Source organism: Hypericibacter adhaerens, from assembly GCF_008728835.1.
Lineage (GTDB): Bacteria > Pseudomonadota > Alphaproteobacteria > Dongiales > Dongiaceae > Hypericibacter > Hypericibacter adhaerens.
Genome location: NZ_CP042582.1, coordinates 2,575,267 through 2,588,447, shown reverse-complemented (window position 1 = coordinate 2,588,447; position 13,181 = coordinate 2,575,267). Strand labels below are relative to the sequence as shown.

14 protein-coding genes are annotated in these 13,181 nt (G+C 66.7%); all 14 read left to right on the top strand.

Features of this window, described 5'->3' with window-relative positions:
• Window positions 1–143: 143 nt before the first annotated feature.
• On the top strand, window positions 144–926 hold the full coding sequence (rpsB, locus tag FRZ61_RS11335; RefSeq protein ID WP_151117618.1) for a 30S ribosomal protein S2: 783 nt from the start codon (window positions 144–146) through the stop codon (window positions 924–926).
• 95 nt (window positions 927–1,021) lie between these two features.
• Window positions 1,022–1,948 carry a translation elongation factor Ts gene (gene tsf, locus FRZ61_RS11330; protein ID WP_151117615.1) on the top strand — a complete coding sequence of 309 codons (927 nt, stop codon included), beginning with the start codon at window positions 1,022–1,024 and terminating at the stop codon, window positions 1,946–1,948.
• Window positions 1,949–2,098: 150 nt separating this feature from the next.
• Entirely contained in the window at window positions 2,099–2,857 is a 759-nt protein-coding gene (gene pyrH / locus FRZ61_RS11325) for a UMP kinase (protein WP_151117613.1), read from the top strand.
• Window positions 2,858–2,874: 17 nt separating this feature from the next.
• Window positions 2,875–3,417, top strand: a complete 543-nt coding sequence (gene frr, locus FRZ61_RS11320) for a ribosome recycling factor (protein WP_151120793.1) — start codon at window positions 2,875–2,877, stop codon at window positions 3,415–3,417.
• 2 nt (window positions 3,418–3,419) lie between these two features.
• On the top strand, window positions 3,420–4,148 hold the full coding sequence (locus FRZ61_RS11315; RefSeq protein WP_151117611.1) for an isoprenyl transferase: 729 nt from the start codon (window positions 3,420–3,422) through the stop codon (window positions 4,146–4,148).
• Complete coding sequence (locus FRZ61_RS11310) at window positions 4,145–4,993, top strand: phosphatidate cytidylyltransferase (RefSeq protein WP_225309215.1); 849 nt, start codon at window positions 4,145–4,147, stop codon at window positions 4,991–4,993. The genes FRZ61_RS11315 and FRZ61_RS11310 overlap by 4 nt, the downstream gene beginning before the upstream one ends.
• A 174-nt stretch (window positions 4,994–5,167) precedes the next feature.
• A complete protein-coding gene (gene rseP, locus FRZ61_RS11305; RefSeq protein ID WP_151117609.1) occupies window positions 5,168–6,304 on the top strand; it encodes an RIP metalloprotease RseP in 1,137 nt (378 codons plus the stop codon).
• Window positions 6,305–6,346: 42 nt separating this feature from the next.
• Entirely contained in the window at window positions 6,347–8,641 is a 2,295-nt protein-coding gene (bamA, locus tag FRZ61_RS11300; RefSeq protein ID WP_225309214.1) for an outer membrane protein assembly factor BamA, read from the top strand.
• Between the two features lie 6 nt (window positions 8,642–8,647).
• Window positions 8,648–9,238, top strand: coding sequence for an OmpH family outer membrane protein (locus FRZ61_RS11295; protein ID WP_151117607.1), 591 nt, complete (start codon window positions 8,648–8,650; stop codon window positions 9,236–9,238).
• Window positions 9,239–9,410: 172 nt separating this feature from the next.
• Window positions 9,411–9,881 (top strand): 3-hydroxyacyl-ACP dehydratase FabZ, encoded by a 471-nt coding sequence (fabZ, locus tag FRZ61_RS11290; protein WP_151117605.1) that lies wholly within the window; start codon window positions 9,411–9,413, stop codon window positions 9,879–9,881.
• On the top strand, window positions 9,881–10,684 hold the full coding sequence (gene lpxA / locus FRZ61_RS11285; RefSeq protein ID WP_151117603.1) for an acyl-ACP--UDP-N-acetylglucosamine O-acyltransferase: 804 nt from the start codon (window positions 9,881–9,883) through the stop codon (window positions 10,682–10,684). The genes fabZ and lpxA overlap by 1 nt, the downstream gene beginning before the upstream one ends.
• Window positions 10,671–11,507, top strand: coding sequence for an LpxI family protein (locus tag FRZ61_RS11280; RefSeq protein WP_151117601.1), 837 nt, complete (start codon window positions 10,671–10,673; stop codon window positions 11,505–11,507). Before lpxA ends, FRZ61_RS11280 begins: the two co-directional genes overlap by 14 nt.
• Window positions 11,504–12,706 carry a lipid-A-disaccharide synthase gene (gene lpxB, locus FRZ61_RS11275; protein ID WP_225309213.1) on the top strand — a complete coding sequence of 401 codons (1,203 nt, stop codon included), beginning with the start codon at window positions 11,504–11,506 and terminating at the stop codon, window positions 12,704–12,706. Before FRZ61_RS11280 ends, lpxB begins: the two co-directional genes overlap by 4 nt.
• Before the next feature lie 48 nt (window positions 12,707–12,754).
• Entirely contained in the window at window positions 12,755–13,171 is a 417-nt protein-coding gene (gene gloA / locus FRZ61_RS11270) for a lactoylglutathione lyase (RefSeq protein WP_151117599.1), read from the top strand.
• The last annotated feature ends 10 nt before the right edge of the window (window positions 13,172–13,181 follow it).

Genomic DNA, 13,181 nt, shown 5'->3' with positions numbered 1-13,181 from the left:
ACCGGCGCGCAAATCCACACGCGCGGGCTTGCGGCAGGGCGGGGAGAAATCCCGTCCGTCGCTCCGGTGCCTGAGGTCGGCTCGCCCGATCCTCCGGTCTCCCCGGCCCCGCGGAGGTCTAACCGGAAAAGGAAGTATCTCGCATGGCAATGCCGACTTTCACCATGCGCCAGCTCCTGGAGTCTGGCGTTCATTTCGGCCATCACACCCGCCGCTGGAATCCGAAGATGGCGCCGTACATCTTCGGCGTCCGCAATGGCGTCCATATCCTCGATCTCGAGCAGACCGTGCCGATGCTCTATCAGGCGCTGCAGGCGGTCCGCGACGTGGTCGCGGGCGGCGGGCGCGTGCTCTTCGTCGGCACCAAGCGGCCGGCCTCCGACAAGATCGCCGAGGCGGCCAAGCGCTGCGGCCAGTATTACGTCAATCACCGCTGGCTCGGCGGCATGCTGTCGAACTGGAAGACCATCTCCAACTCGATCAAGCGGCTGCGCGAGCTCGACGAGAAGCTGGCCGAGGGCGGCCAGGGCTTCACCAAGAAGGAGCTGCTGCAGCTGACGCGCGAGCGCGACAAGCTGGAGCGGGCGCTGGGCGGGATCAAGGAGATGGGCGGCCGTCCGGACATCCTCTTCATCATCGACACCAACAAGGAAGCCATCGCCGTCGCCGAGGCCCGCAAGCTGGGCATTCCGGTCGCGGCCGTGGTCGACAGCAACTCCGATCCGGCGAACATCACCTACCCGATCCCGGGGAATGACGACGCCACGCGCGCGATCGCGATGTATTGCGATCTCGTCTCGGATGCCGTCCTCGACGGTCTTCAGGCCGAGGCCATCGCCACCGGCGCCGATGTCGGCGAGGCCGAGCAGGTGCCGGCCGAGCAGCTGCCGTCGGCCGGCCAGGACGAGGCCCAGCCCTCCGCCTGATTTTCGCGACGGCGGGGCGACGCCAAGGCCGGCTCCTGGCCTTCGCGTCGCCCGCCGGGCCTACGCACCAACCGATAGACGAGACGAGGAATCACATGGCTGAGGTATCCGCAGCGCTGGTGAAGGAACTGCGCGAAAAGACCGGCGCAGGGATGATGGACTGCAAGAAGGCGCTGAACGAGACGGCCGGCGATCTGGAGCAGGCGGTCGACTGGCTGCGCAAGAAGGGCCTGGCCGCGGCCGCCAAGAAGTCCGGCCGCGTCGCGGCCGAGGGCCTCGTCGGCGTGGCCGCCGAAGGCACGCACGGCGCCGTGGTCGAGGTCAATGCCGAGACCGATTTCGTGGCGCGCAACGAGCAGTTCCAGGATTTCGTCCGCAAGGTGACGGCGATCGCCGCCGCCAAGGGCGCCGATATCGCGGCCCTCGCCCAGCAGGCCTATCCCGGCGAAGGCAAATCCGTGGCCGAGAAATTGACGCAATTGATCGCCACGATCGGCGAGAACATGAATCTGCGCCGTGCGGCCGAGGTAAAGGTGGGGCAGGGCATCGTGGCCAGCTATGTCCACAACGCGACCGTTCCCGGCCTTGGCAAGATCGGCGTGCTGGTGGGCCTGGAATCCACCGGCGACAAGGAGAAGCTGACGGCGCTCGGCAAGCAGCTCGCCATGCATGTGGCCGCGGCCAACCCGCAGGCGCTGACCATCGCCGAGGTCGACCCGAAGCAGCTCGAGCGCGAGCGCTCGATCCTGGCAGAGCAGGCGCGGGCGTCGGGCAAGCCGGAGGAGATCATCGCCAAGATGGTCGAAGGCCGCTTGCGGAAATACTACGAGGACGTGGTGCTGCTGGAGCAGCTCTATGTCGTCGACGGCGAGAGCCGGGTGAAGCAGATCGTTGAACAGGCCGCCAAGACGGTCGGCGCGCCGGTGAAGCTGGTCGGGTTCGTCCGGATGGCGCTGGGCGAGGGCATCGAACGCGAGCAGAAGGACTTCGCGGCGGAGGTTGCGGCCCAGCTCGGCCATTGAGGACCTCTGTTGCCGGCGGGCGGTCTTGCGGGATCGCCCGCCCGGAAGCCTGCCGCGGCAGGCCGCTTGGTGTATGATCCCGCGCGGCCCGGGCCCGAATCGCCCGGCCGCCGGCGGTTGACCGCCCGGACGACCAAGAGGTAGGGAGCGATGTCGGAGCAACTCGCGAAGAAGGCCACCCCCGCCGACGTTCCCGGTCGTTTCCGACGCGTTCTGCTGAAGCTGTCCGGCGAGGCCCTGATGGGCTCGCGCGAGTTCGGCCTGGACCCGGCGACGGTCGAGCGCACCGCGCGCGAGGTGGCGGCCGCGAGCCGGCTCGGTTTCGAGCTCTGCCTCGTCATCGGCGGCGGCAATATCTTCCGCGGCATCGCCGGCGCCGCCCAGGGCATGCAGCGCGCGAGCGCCGACTACATGGGCATGCTCGCCACCGTCATCAACGCGCTCGCGATGCAGAACGCGCTCGAGAACATGGGCGTGCAGACGCGCGTGCTCTCCGCCATCCCGATGTCCACCGTCTGCGAGCCCTATATCCGCCGGCGCGCGCAGCGCCACCTGGAGAAGGGCCGCGTGGTGATCTGCGCGGCAGGCACCGGCAACCCCTTCTTCACCACCGACACGGCCGCCGCCTTGCGCGCCTCGGAGCTGGGCTGCCAGGCCCTGATGAAGGGCACCAAGGTCGACGGCGTCTACAGCGCCGACCCGAAGCTCCATCCCGATGCCAAGCGCTTCGACCGCCTGACCTATTTGGAGGTCCTGTCGAAGGACCTCAAAGTCATGGACGCCTCCGCCATCTCGCTCGCCCGGGAAAGCAAGATTCCCGTGGTCGTGTTCTCGATGCAGAAGGATGGCGCGCTCGCCGACGTCCTCGCCGGACGCGGCAAATTCACGATCATTACGGACGAGGTATAGCCGTGCCTGACGCCATGATGAATGACCTCCGTCGCCGCATGGACAGCGCGCTGGAGGCGTTGCAGCGCGAGTTCTCCGGCCTCAGGACCGGCCGCGCCTCGGCCCATCTGCTCGACAAGGTCGTGGTCAAGGCCTATGGCAGCGACATGCCGATCAACCAGGTCGGCAATGTCAACGTGCCGGAGCCGCGCCTGATCTCGGTGCAGGTCTGGGATCGCGGCCTGGTGGTCGCGGTCGAGAAGGCCATCCGCGAGGCGGGCCTCGGCCTCAATCCCGTGACCGACGGCCAGCTGGTCCGCATCCCGATCCCGGAGCTCAGCCAGGAGCGGCGCCAGGAGCTCACCAAGATCGCGCATAAATATGCGGAGCAGGCGCGCGTCGCCGTCCGCAATGTGCGCCGCGAGGGCATGGATCAGCTGAAGAAGATGGAGAAGGACGGCAAGATCTCCCAGGACGATCACCGCCACCGCTCGGACGAGGTCCAGAAGATGACCGACGGCCATATCAAGCGGGTGGACGAGGCGCTCGCCCAGAAGGAGAAGGAGATCCTTCAGGTCTGAGTATGGAACCTCTGCCCGTATCCTCCGATCAGGTTGCGCCGCTGCACGTCGCGATCATCATGGACGGCAACGGTCGCTGGGCGAAGGCCCGCGGCCTGCCGCGCGTGATCGGCCATCAGCGCGGCGCCGAGGCGGCGAGGCGCACCGTACAGGGGGCCGTGGAGCTGGGAATCGGCTATCTGACGCTGTTCGGGTTCTCGTCGGAGAACTGGAGCCGCCCAACGGCCGAGATCGACGATCTCATGCAGCTCCTGCGCTTCTATCTGGAGCGCGAGGTCGAAGAGCTGCACCGCAACGGGATCCGCCTGTCGGTCATCGGCGACCGCCAGCGCCTGAGCCCCGCCATCGTCCGCCTGATCGAGCGCGCCGAGGCCTTGACCAGCGCCAACGCTCGCATGCGTCTTACCATGGCGCTGTCCTATGGCGGCCGGGCCGAGATCGCATCGGCGGCGCGGCGCATCGCGCTCGATGTGGCCGAGGGACGTCTCTCGGCCGAGCGCATCGACGAGAACCTGATCCAGCACTACCTGTTCACGGCCGACATGCCGGATCCAGATCTGGTGATCCGAACCAGCGGCGAGAAGCGCATCAGCAACTTCCTGCTGTGGCAGTCGGCCTATGCGGAGCTGGTCTTCGTCGACAAGTTCTGGCCCGATTTCGGCAAGGACGACCTCGCAGCGGCCATCCACGAGTTCGGCGGGCGCGAACGACGCTACGGCCGTTCCGCGTGACGGCGCCCGCCGGTTCCGGCGCGCCAGGCGCCGTCGGCTCGCTGACGCGGCGTGCTCTGGCCGCGCTGGTCCTGATGCCGGTGGTGCTGGGCGCGCTCTGGCTTGGCAATCCCGTCTGGACAATCCTGATCGCCATCGCCGCCGGCGCCATGGGCTGGGAATGGCGCCGTCTGACCAGCCGCGGATCCATGGGTGCGATCGGCTGGGCGATGGTGGCGCTGGTGGCCGTTGTCGTCCTGCTCCCGCTGTCGGGAAGGCTCGATCTCGCCCTGTGGCTCCTGGCCGGCGGAACCTTGCTCCTGGGCCTGGCCGCCGGGATGCGGGAGGGCGCCTCTCATGCCGGCTGGCTCGCCGCCGGCATCCTCTATGTGGCGCTGCCGGCGTTGTCCCTGGCGTGGCTGCGCGACATCCCCGAGGCCGGCCTCGCCACGCTGCTCTGGCTGCTGATCCTGGTCTGGGCGATCGACACCGCCGCCTACGCGGCGGGAAAGCTCATCGGCGGGCCCAAGCTCATTCCCCGGATCTCGCCCAACAAGACCTGGGCGGGGCTGGCGGGGGGCGCGCTGGGCGCCCTGGTCGTCGGCTATGTCGCCGCACGGTGGATCGGGCAGGCGAGCCCCTGGCCGCTCGCTTGCCTCAGCTTCCTGCTCGCCTTCATCGAGCAGGCCGGCGATGCCTTCGAATCCGCGGTGAAGCGGCATTTCGGCGTTAAGGATAGTTCAGGTCTGATCCCCGGCCATGGCGGCATGCTCGACCGGGTGGACGGGCTGGTGGCCGTGGCCCTTGCGGTTGCGGGATTCGTGCTGGTCACCGGCGTCGCACCTCTTGCAAGCGACTGGCCGTGACCTCAGATAAGTGGTTGATTTTTCATATTATACCACAAAGCGGCCCTTGTTCAGCCCTTGTCAGTTGGTTTGCCCTTAGCCTAGTGTCCTCGCGCTTACGGGTTCGGTGCGCGGCCGCCTTTCCGCTAGATTGATCCCCCCGCCAATGACGTCACGAGCAACCGAGGTTGTTTGATGCTCGATTTCCTGCCGCCGGTCCTGCAATACCCCGTCAGCTTCGTCGCGGTGCTGACCGTCGTGGTCTTCGTCCACGAGCTGGGCCATTACCTGATCGCGCGCTGGGCCGGGGTGAAGGTCGAGGTGTTCTCGATCGGTTTCGGCCCCGAGCTGTTCGGCTTCACCGACGGCCATGGCACCCGCTGGAAGGTCTCGGTCCTGCCGCTCGGCGGCTATGTGAAGATGTTCGGCGACCGCGAGGATGCCGAGGCCGGCGAAGCGCCTCGGCCGATGACCGCCCACGAGCGCTCGGTATCCTTCTTCCACAAGCCGGTGGTCCGCCGCATGGCGATCGTGGTCGCCGGTCCCGCGGCGAACTACGTCTTCGCCGCCATCGTCTTCGCCATCCTCTTCACCAGCTACGGCCAGCAGGTTTCCTCGACCACGATCGGCACGGTCGTCGAGGGCAGCGCCGCCGCACGGGCAGGGATCCTGCCCGGCGACAAGATCGTCAGCCTCAATGGCCAGAGCGTGACGCGCTTCGATCAGATCGCGCGTACCGTGGAGATCGGCCTCAACGAGCCTCTGGCCATCGACCTCGTGCGCGACGGTCAGCCGATGACCCTCCACGCGGTTCCCGATGTCGTCGTGCTGACCGACAATTTCGGCAACCAGCACAGCGCCGGCCGCCTCGGGATCGGCAGCGACGGTACCGCGGAAGTCATCCATTACGGTCCTGTGCAGGCGGCGGGAGCCGCGCTGCGCGAGACCGCGAATGCCACCTCCAACATCCTCAAGGCCGTGTGGCAGATGATCGTCGGCACGCGCTCGAGCGGCGAGCTCGGCGGCATCCTGCGGATCGGCAAGATGTCGGGCGACGTCGCCAAGCTCGGATTTCCGGCCTGGGTCACCTTCACGGCCGTGCTGTCGATCAATCTCGGCCTGATCAATTTGTTCCCGGTACCGATGCTCGATGGCGGGCATCTCGTGTTCTACATGGCCGAAGCCGCGCGCGGCCGGCGCCTCTCCGCCAGAGCCGAGGAATGGGGTTTGCGGATCGGGTTGGCTATGGTATTGACGCTATTCGTCTTTGCGACCTGGAATGACCTGGTGTCGCTGGAGATTTTCAAGCATTTCCGAACCCTGATCGGCTGACGGGGGTCTGGCCGAAGGGGGTTCGCGACTAGGGGGCGGCGCGTGCGGGTCTGGTGCAAGGTTTTCCTGCTGGCGCTTGGATTGTTTCTGACCGGTGGCTTGCTGCAGGCGGTACACGCCCAGGACTTCTTCACGGGCGAACCGATCTCCGACATCCGCGTCGAAGGCAATCAGCGTATCGAATCGGAAACGGTTCGTTCCTACATGCAGATTTCGCCGGGCGATCCGTTCGAGCCGGTGCGAGTGGACCGCGCCCTCAAGGCGCTGTTCGCCACCGGCCTGTTCGCGGACGTCACCTTCCAGCGCGACGGCCGGACGCTCGTGGTGGTGGTCAAGGAAAACCCGATCATCAACGAGCTGGCGTTCGAGGGTAACGACCGCATCGACGACAAGCAGCTCCAGAGCGAAGTGCAGCTGCGTCCGCGCACGGTCTATACCCAGACCCGCGTCCAGGAAGACACCAAGCGCATCCTCGAGCTCTACCGTCGTTCGGGCCGCTACGCGGCGACCGTCGAGCCCAAGGTCATCCCGCTGGACCAGAACCGCGTCAATCTGGTCTTCGAGATCAACGAGGGCTCGTTGACCACGGTCGAGCGCATCGACTTCGTCGGCAACAAGGCCTTCAGCGACAGCACCCTGCGCGACCAGATCCTGACCAAGGAGACGGCCTTCTACCGTTTCCTCACCAACTCCGACATCTACGATCCCGACCGGCTCGCGGCGGACCAGGATGCGCTGACGAAATACTACACCTCGAACGGCTACGCCGATTTCGAGGTCGTGTCGGCCGTGGCCGAGCTCTCGTCCGACCTGAAATCATTCTTCATCACCTTCACGGTCGATGAAGGCGATCTCTACAACTTCGGCAAGATCAACGTCGATTCCCGGCTCAAGGACCTCGATCCCGAGACGCTTCAGCAATATCTGGAGACGAGCGAAGGGGATACCTACGATTCCTCCGCGGTGCAGAAATCGATCGACCAGATGACGACGGCGATCGGCACGCTGGGCTACGCCTTCGTCAAGATCGAGCCCCGGCTGGAGCGCGCGACCGACGACAAGGGCAACAAGATCATCAACCTGACCTATGTGGTCGAGGAAGGGCCCCGCGTCTTCGTCAACCGGATCGACATCACCGGCAACGTGCGCACGCTCGACAAGGTCATCCGCCGCGAGTTCCGCATCTCCGAGGGCGACGCCTTCAACAGCACCAAGCTCACGCGCACGCGCCAGCGCATCCAGAACCTGGGCTTCTTCAGCAAGGTCGACATCTCCGCGAAACCCGCGGACGAGCCCGACAAGATCGACCTCGCGGTCAACGTCGAGGAGCAGTCGACCGGCGAATTGACCTTCGGCATCGGCTACTCCACCGGCGACGGTCCGCTGGGCCAGATCAACCTGCGCGAACGCAACCTGCTGGGCCTCGGTCAGGATCTGCGGCTGGATTTCACCATCTCGGGCCGCAATTCGCAGGTCAATCTGAGCTACACCGATCCCTATTTCATGGACGAGCCGATCGCGGCCGGCGTCGATGCGTTCCGCACCGAGACCGACCGCAGCGAGAGCTCGTTCCAGCAGAGCCGTCTCGGCGGCGGCCTGCGCGCGGCCTACGATATCCAGGAATATCTGCGCCAGACTTGGCGGTATCGCTTCACGCGCAACGACATCTACGACGTCGACAACGATGCCTCGCTCGCCATCAAGCAGCAGAAGGGCGTCTCCTACAGCTCGCTGGTCGGCCAGGACCTGATCTACGACCGGCGCGACAACCGCTTCGATCCGCGCACCGGCTATTACCTGCAGCTGTCGACCGACTTCTCGGGCCTGGGCGGCGACGTGTATTACGCCGCGGGCGAGGTCTATGGCGGCTACTACTACACCTTCCTCGGCGACATCACCGCCAGCGCCGAAGGGCAGGTGGGCTATATCCAGGGCGTCTTTGGCGACGACGTCCGAATCATCGATTCGTTCAGCCTCGGCGGAAATACCTTCCGCGGATTCAAGATCGGCGGCCTCGGCCCCCGCGACCGGGCCACGGGCGACTTCCTGGGTGGCAACATGTATTACGTGGGCTCCATCCAGCTCGCCTTTCCCCTCGGATTGCCTGAGGAATATCAAATCCGTGGGCGTGTTTTCTCCGATTTTGGTTCGCTTTGGAATTCGGACCTGAGCACCCCCACCTCGGTTGACGAGAATGTGTTGCGCGTTTCGATCGGCTCGGGCATTACTTGGAAATCCCCCTTCGGACCGATCGCCGTGGACTTGGCGTATCCGATCGTGAAGCAGGATTACGACAAGGAAGAGTACTTCCGTTTCAGCGTAGGAACGAGATTCTAGGTAGTGATGAAGAACTCAAGGTATCGCCAGCTGGCGTTGGCCATGCTGGCGCTTGCCGTGTTGGCGCCCAGCGCAGCCCCGAGAGCGCACGCTGAGACGGCCCAGCCTGCAACCCAGCAGGCTCCCCTCAACATCGCCGTCATCGACATCCAGCAGATCCTGCGGGATTCCACCGCGGCCAAATCGGTTCGCGCCCAGGTGGACAAGCAGAAGGATGCCTATCAGGCCCAGATCGCGCAGCAGGAGAACGCGCTGCGGGACGCGGACAAGAAGCTGGCCGAGCAGCGAGCGACCCTGTCGGCGGACGACTTCGCCAAGAAGCAGGACCAGCTTCGCCAGCAGATGGACCAGTTGCGGCAGAACTCCGAGAAGCTGAAGCAACAGCTCGAGGACGCGTTCAATGCCGGCATGGGACAGGTCAGCCAGGCGCTGGCCGGGGTGCTGACCGACATCGCCAAGCAGCGCAGCCTCACCCTGGTTCTCGACAAGCGGGCCGTGCCGCTGAGCGCGAACAGCTTCGACATCACCGCCGACGCGCTGAAGGGCCTCAATGCCAAGCTGCCGTCGGTGACCATACCCAAGCCGGCCAGCCAGTAAGCCCGTCACCTCCCTGAACGCTAGACGACACCGGGCCCCGCGGACGTTCCGGCGCGACGGAGTTCGCGCTAAGATCGACCGTGCCTCGGGGGTGTGCCGGCCGGTCATTGCCGTCTGCGGACCGATGGAACGGGCTAGGGACGCGGAACGCCGCTTCAAGGAGTAGGGCAAGATGAGCGAGAGCGCGGCTCAGGGCCGAACGATCGGCGCGGTGGATGTGATGCGGGTCATGGAGATGATCCCTCACCGCTACCCGTTCCTGCTGATCGACAAGGCGGTCGACCTGATCGCCGACGTGAGCGCCGTCGGCATCAAGAACGTGTCGATCAACGAAGCCTTCTTCCAGGGCCATTTCGCGCGCCAGCCCGTCATGCCGGGCGTGCTGATCATCGAGGCCATGGCGCAGACCGCGGCCGTCCTGGTGGCCCATACCCTGGGCAAGGCCGCCGAGGGCAAGCTCGTCTATTTCATGTCGGTGGACGGGGCGCGCTTCCGGCGCCCGGTGGTCCCCGGGGACCAGATGCGGGTTCACGTCACCAAGGACAGGAACCGCGGCAGCGTCTGGAAATTCAACGGCGAAGCCAAGGTCGACGGCAATGTGGTCGCCGAGGCGACCATCACGGCCATGATCAGGGATGATTGATGGGCGGCATCCATCCGACGGCTATTGTCGCAGCGGGTGCCCATCTTTCCGCCGACGTCGAGATCGGCCCTTACTGCGTCATCGGTCCCGACGCGGTGCTCGGTCGCGCTGTCGAGCTCAAGGCTCATGTGGTGATCGAAGGCCGCACCGAGATCGGCGAAGGCACGGTCGTTCACCAGTTCGCGACCTTGGGCGGGGCGCCGCAGCATCTGCGCTATGAAGGCGAGCCGACCGAGCTGAAGGTGGGGCGCGATTGCCGGATCCGCGAATATGTGACCATCAATCGCGGCACGGCCATGGGGGGCGGGCGGACCACGGTCGGCGACAACGGCTTCTTCATGACCGGCGTCCATATCGCCCATGACTGCCATATCGGATCGCATGTCATCATGGCGAACCAGGCGACGCTGGGCGGCCATGTGAGCGTCGGCGACCATGTGGTGATCGGCGGGCTGACGGCCGTGCACCAGCATGTCCGCATCGGCGCCCATGCCATGATCGGCGGGATGACGCCTTGCGCCGAGGATGTCGTGCCGTTCGGCATGGTGGTCGGCAACCCGGCGCATCTGTCGGGCCTCAATCTGGTCGGCCTCAAGCGGCGCGGCTTCGACCGCGACGACATCCTGACGCTGCGGGCCGTCTATCGTGCCCTGTTCGAAGGGCCCGGCACCTTCGCCGAGCGCACCGAGCGGGCCTCGGCGGAATATGCGGCCGAGCCCCTGGCCCAGCCCGTGCTCGAGTTCGTCCGCGGCGGCAAAGCCCGATCGCTTTGCAAGCCGGGACAGCGCCATGGTCGCTACTGACGCGCCGAAGCTCGGCATCATCGCCGGGGCTGGCATCTTGCCGCGCCGGATCGCCGACCGATGTCTCGCCCGGGGCCGCGACTTTCTGCTCCTGCTGCTCGACGGCCATGCCGACCCGGCGCTCCAGTCCGGCCTCGCGTTCCAGACCGTGCGGCTTGGCGCCGTGGGCGAGATATTCGACCGGCTGCGCAAGGCCGGCTGCCGCGAGGTCGTGTTCGCGGGCAAGGTCGAGCGTCCCTCCTGGCGCGCGCTGCGGCCCGACTGGCGCGCGGCCAAGTTCATGGCCGAGTTCGCGCTCAAGGCCGACAAGGGCGACGACGCGCTCATGACGGCGATCGTGGCCGCCTGCGAAGCGGAGGGATTCGTTGTCCGGGCGCCGTCCGAGGTTCTGGACGAGGACCGCCTGGCGTCGGGCCCCTTGGGCCGCCTGTCGCCGACCGTGGAACAGAGTGCCGATATCGCGCTCGGTGCCAAGGTCGCCCGCACCCTCGGGCGCCTCGATATCGGCCATGCGGCGGTCGTTCAGGACGGTCTCGTCCTGGGCGTCGAGGCGGTCGAGGGAACCGACGCGCTGATCGAGCGCAGCGGCAAGCTTCGCCGCGACGGCGCCGGGCCGGTGCTGGTGAAGGTCAGCAAGCCGCAGCAGGAAAGCCGTGCCGATCCGCCCACCATAGGCCCCGCCACGATCGCCTGCGCCGCCGCTGCCGGTTTCTCGGGGATCGCGATCGGCGCGGACAGCACGCTGGTGATCGACCTCGAGGCCACGGTCGCCGCGGCCGACAAGGCCGGGCTGTTCCTCGTCGCGATCGAGACGGGCGAGTGACCTCGTCCGCCGCGGCATCGTCGCAGGAGGCCGGCGCCGCACCGGCTCGGATCTTCCTCGTGGCGGGCGAGCCCTCCGGCGATCGCCTGGGCGCGCAGCTCATGGCCGCGCTCAAGCGTCGCCTGGGCGCGGTCGCGTTCTCCGGCATCGGCGGCGAGGCGATGGCGGGCGAGGGGCTGCGAAGCCTCTTCCCGATGCGCGAGCTGACGCTGATGGGATTTGCCGAGGTGCTGCCGCACCTGCCGCGCCTGGTGCGGCGGCTGCGCCAGACGGCGGCAACGATCCGCCAGGATCGCCCCGATCTCGTCGTCACCATCGATTCCCCCGGCTTCAATGGCCGCCTGCTCGATCGGCTGCGCGGCAGCGGCGTCGCGACCGCCCATTACGGCGCGCCCGCGATCTGGGCCTGGCGACCGGGGCGGCTGCGCCGCTGGGTCGGGCGCATGGACCGCCTGCTCGCGATCCTGCCGTTCGAGCCGCCGCTTTTCACCGCCGCCGGCATCGATTGCCGCTATGTCGGACACCCGGTCCTCGAACGCGAGCCGGTGACGCCCGACCGGATCCGCGATTTCCGCCGGCGGCTCTCCATCGCCGACGGCGCTCCGGTTGTCGCACTTCTGCCGGGCAGCCGGCGCGGGGAGCTGCAGCATATCCTCCCGGTGCTGAAGGAAACCGCGGCACGGCTGCAGCGCGAGGAGCCTCGGCTGCATTTCCTGGTGCCGACGCTACCGCAGCTTGCAGCGGCATTGAGATCGGCCTTCGCATCCTGGCAGCGTCCTCCCCTGCTGATCGAGACCGAGGCCGGGAGACAGGAGGCTCTGGCGGTGGCCGACCTGGCACTCGCCGCATCCGGCACCGTGACCCTGGAGCTGGCGGCGGCCGGCACGCCCATGGTCATCGTCTATCGCACCGGGCTGATTTCGGCCGCGATCATCCGGCGATGGGCCCTGGTTCGTTATGCGGGGCTGCCCAACCTGCTGCTCGACCGGCCGCTGGTTCCCGAATTCTTGCAAGAACGTTGCGAACCTGACGCGCTCGTCAAGGCGGCGCTGACATTGCTGCGCGATCCCGCGGCTGGAGCCGCGCAAAAGGCCGGCTTCCGGGAGATCATGGCGCGGCTGGCCATCGAGGGACGGCCCAGCGAGCGCGCCGCTTCGCTGCTGGCGGAGTTGCTGGCGAGGCCGGCCCCCCGCCTGTAGGATAGGTGCCAGCCTGGCCATCGAGGACAGAGAGAGGCCTTCGACACGATGAACACCGCCGCCCATGATGCCCAGCCGCGTCTCCTGCATACGATGTTGCGCGTGCTCGATCTCGACAAATCGATCGATTTCTACACCCGCCTGCTCGGCATGAAGCTGCTGCGGCGGAAGGACTATCCCAGCGGGGAATTCACGCTCGCCTTCGTCGGCTTCGGCGACGAGAACGACACCGCCGTCATCGAACTGACCCACAATTGGGGGCAGAAGGAGCCCTATCAGCTGGGAACCGCCTTCGGCCATCTCGCCATCGGTGTCGGCGACATCTATGGCACCTGCGAGCGGCTGGCCAAGGAAGGCGTCAAGATCCCGCGCCCGCCGGGCCCGATGAAGCATGGCGGCAGCGTCATCGCCTTCGTCGAGGATCCGGACGGGTACAAGATCGAGCTGATCGAGAAGTCCCTCTAAGGTGGCGGGC

Excerpts from the sequence above, each read along its gene's own strand:
- lpxA (WP_151117603.1), top strand. The coding sequence starts at position 9,881 with ATGGGCGGCATCCATCCGACGGCTATTGTCGCAGCGGGTGCCCATCTT.
- FRZ61_RS11315 (WP_151117611.1), top strand. The coding sequence starts at position 3,420 with ATGGAACCTCTGCCCGTATCCTCCGATCAGGTTGCGCCGCTGCACGTC.
- frr (WP_151120793.1), top strand. The coding sequence starts at position 2,875 with ATGAATGACCTCCGTCGCCGCATGGACAGCGCGCTGGAGGCGTTGCAG.
- pyrH (WP_151117613.1), top strand. The coding sequence starts at position 2,099 with ATGTCGGAGCAACTCGCGAAGAAGGCCACCCCCGCCGACGTTCCCGGT.
- tsf (WP_151117615.1), top strand. The coding sequence starts at position 1,022 with ATGGCTGAGGTATCCGCAGCGCTGGTGAAGGAACTGCGCGAAAAGACC.
- gloA (WP_151117599.1), top strand. The coding sequence starts at position 12,755 with ATGAACACCGCCGCCCATGATGCCCAGCCGCGTCTCCTGCATACGATG.
- rpsB (WP_151117618.1), top strand. The coding sequence starts at position 144 with ATGGCAATGCCGACTTTCACCATGCGCCAGCTCCTGGAGTCTGGCGTT.
- FRZ61_RS11295 (WP_151117607.1), top strand. The coding sequence starts at position 8,648 with ATGAAGAACTCAAGGTATCGCCAGCTGGCGTTGGCCATGCTGGCGCTT.
- fabZ (WP_151117605.1), top strand. The coding sequence starts at position 9,411 with ATGAGCGAGAGCGCGGCTCAGGGCCGAACGATCGGCGCGGTGGATGTG.
- FRZ61_RS11280 (WP_151117601.1), top strand. The coding sequence starts at position 10,671 with ATGGTCGCTACTGACGCGCCGAAGCTCGGCATCATCGCCGGGGCTGGC.
- rseP (WP_151117609.1), top strand. The coding sequence starts at position 5,168 with ATGCTCGATTTCCTGCCGCCGGTCCTGCAATACCCCGTCAGCTTCGTC.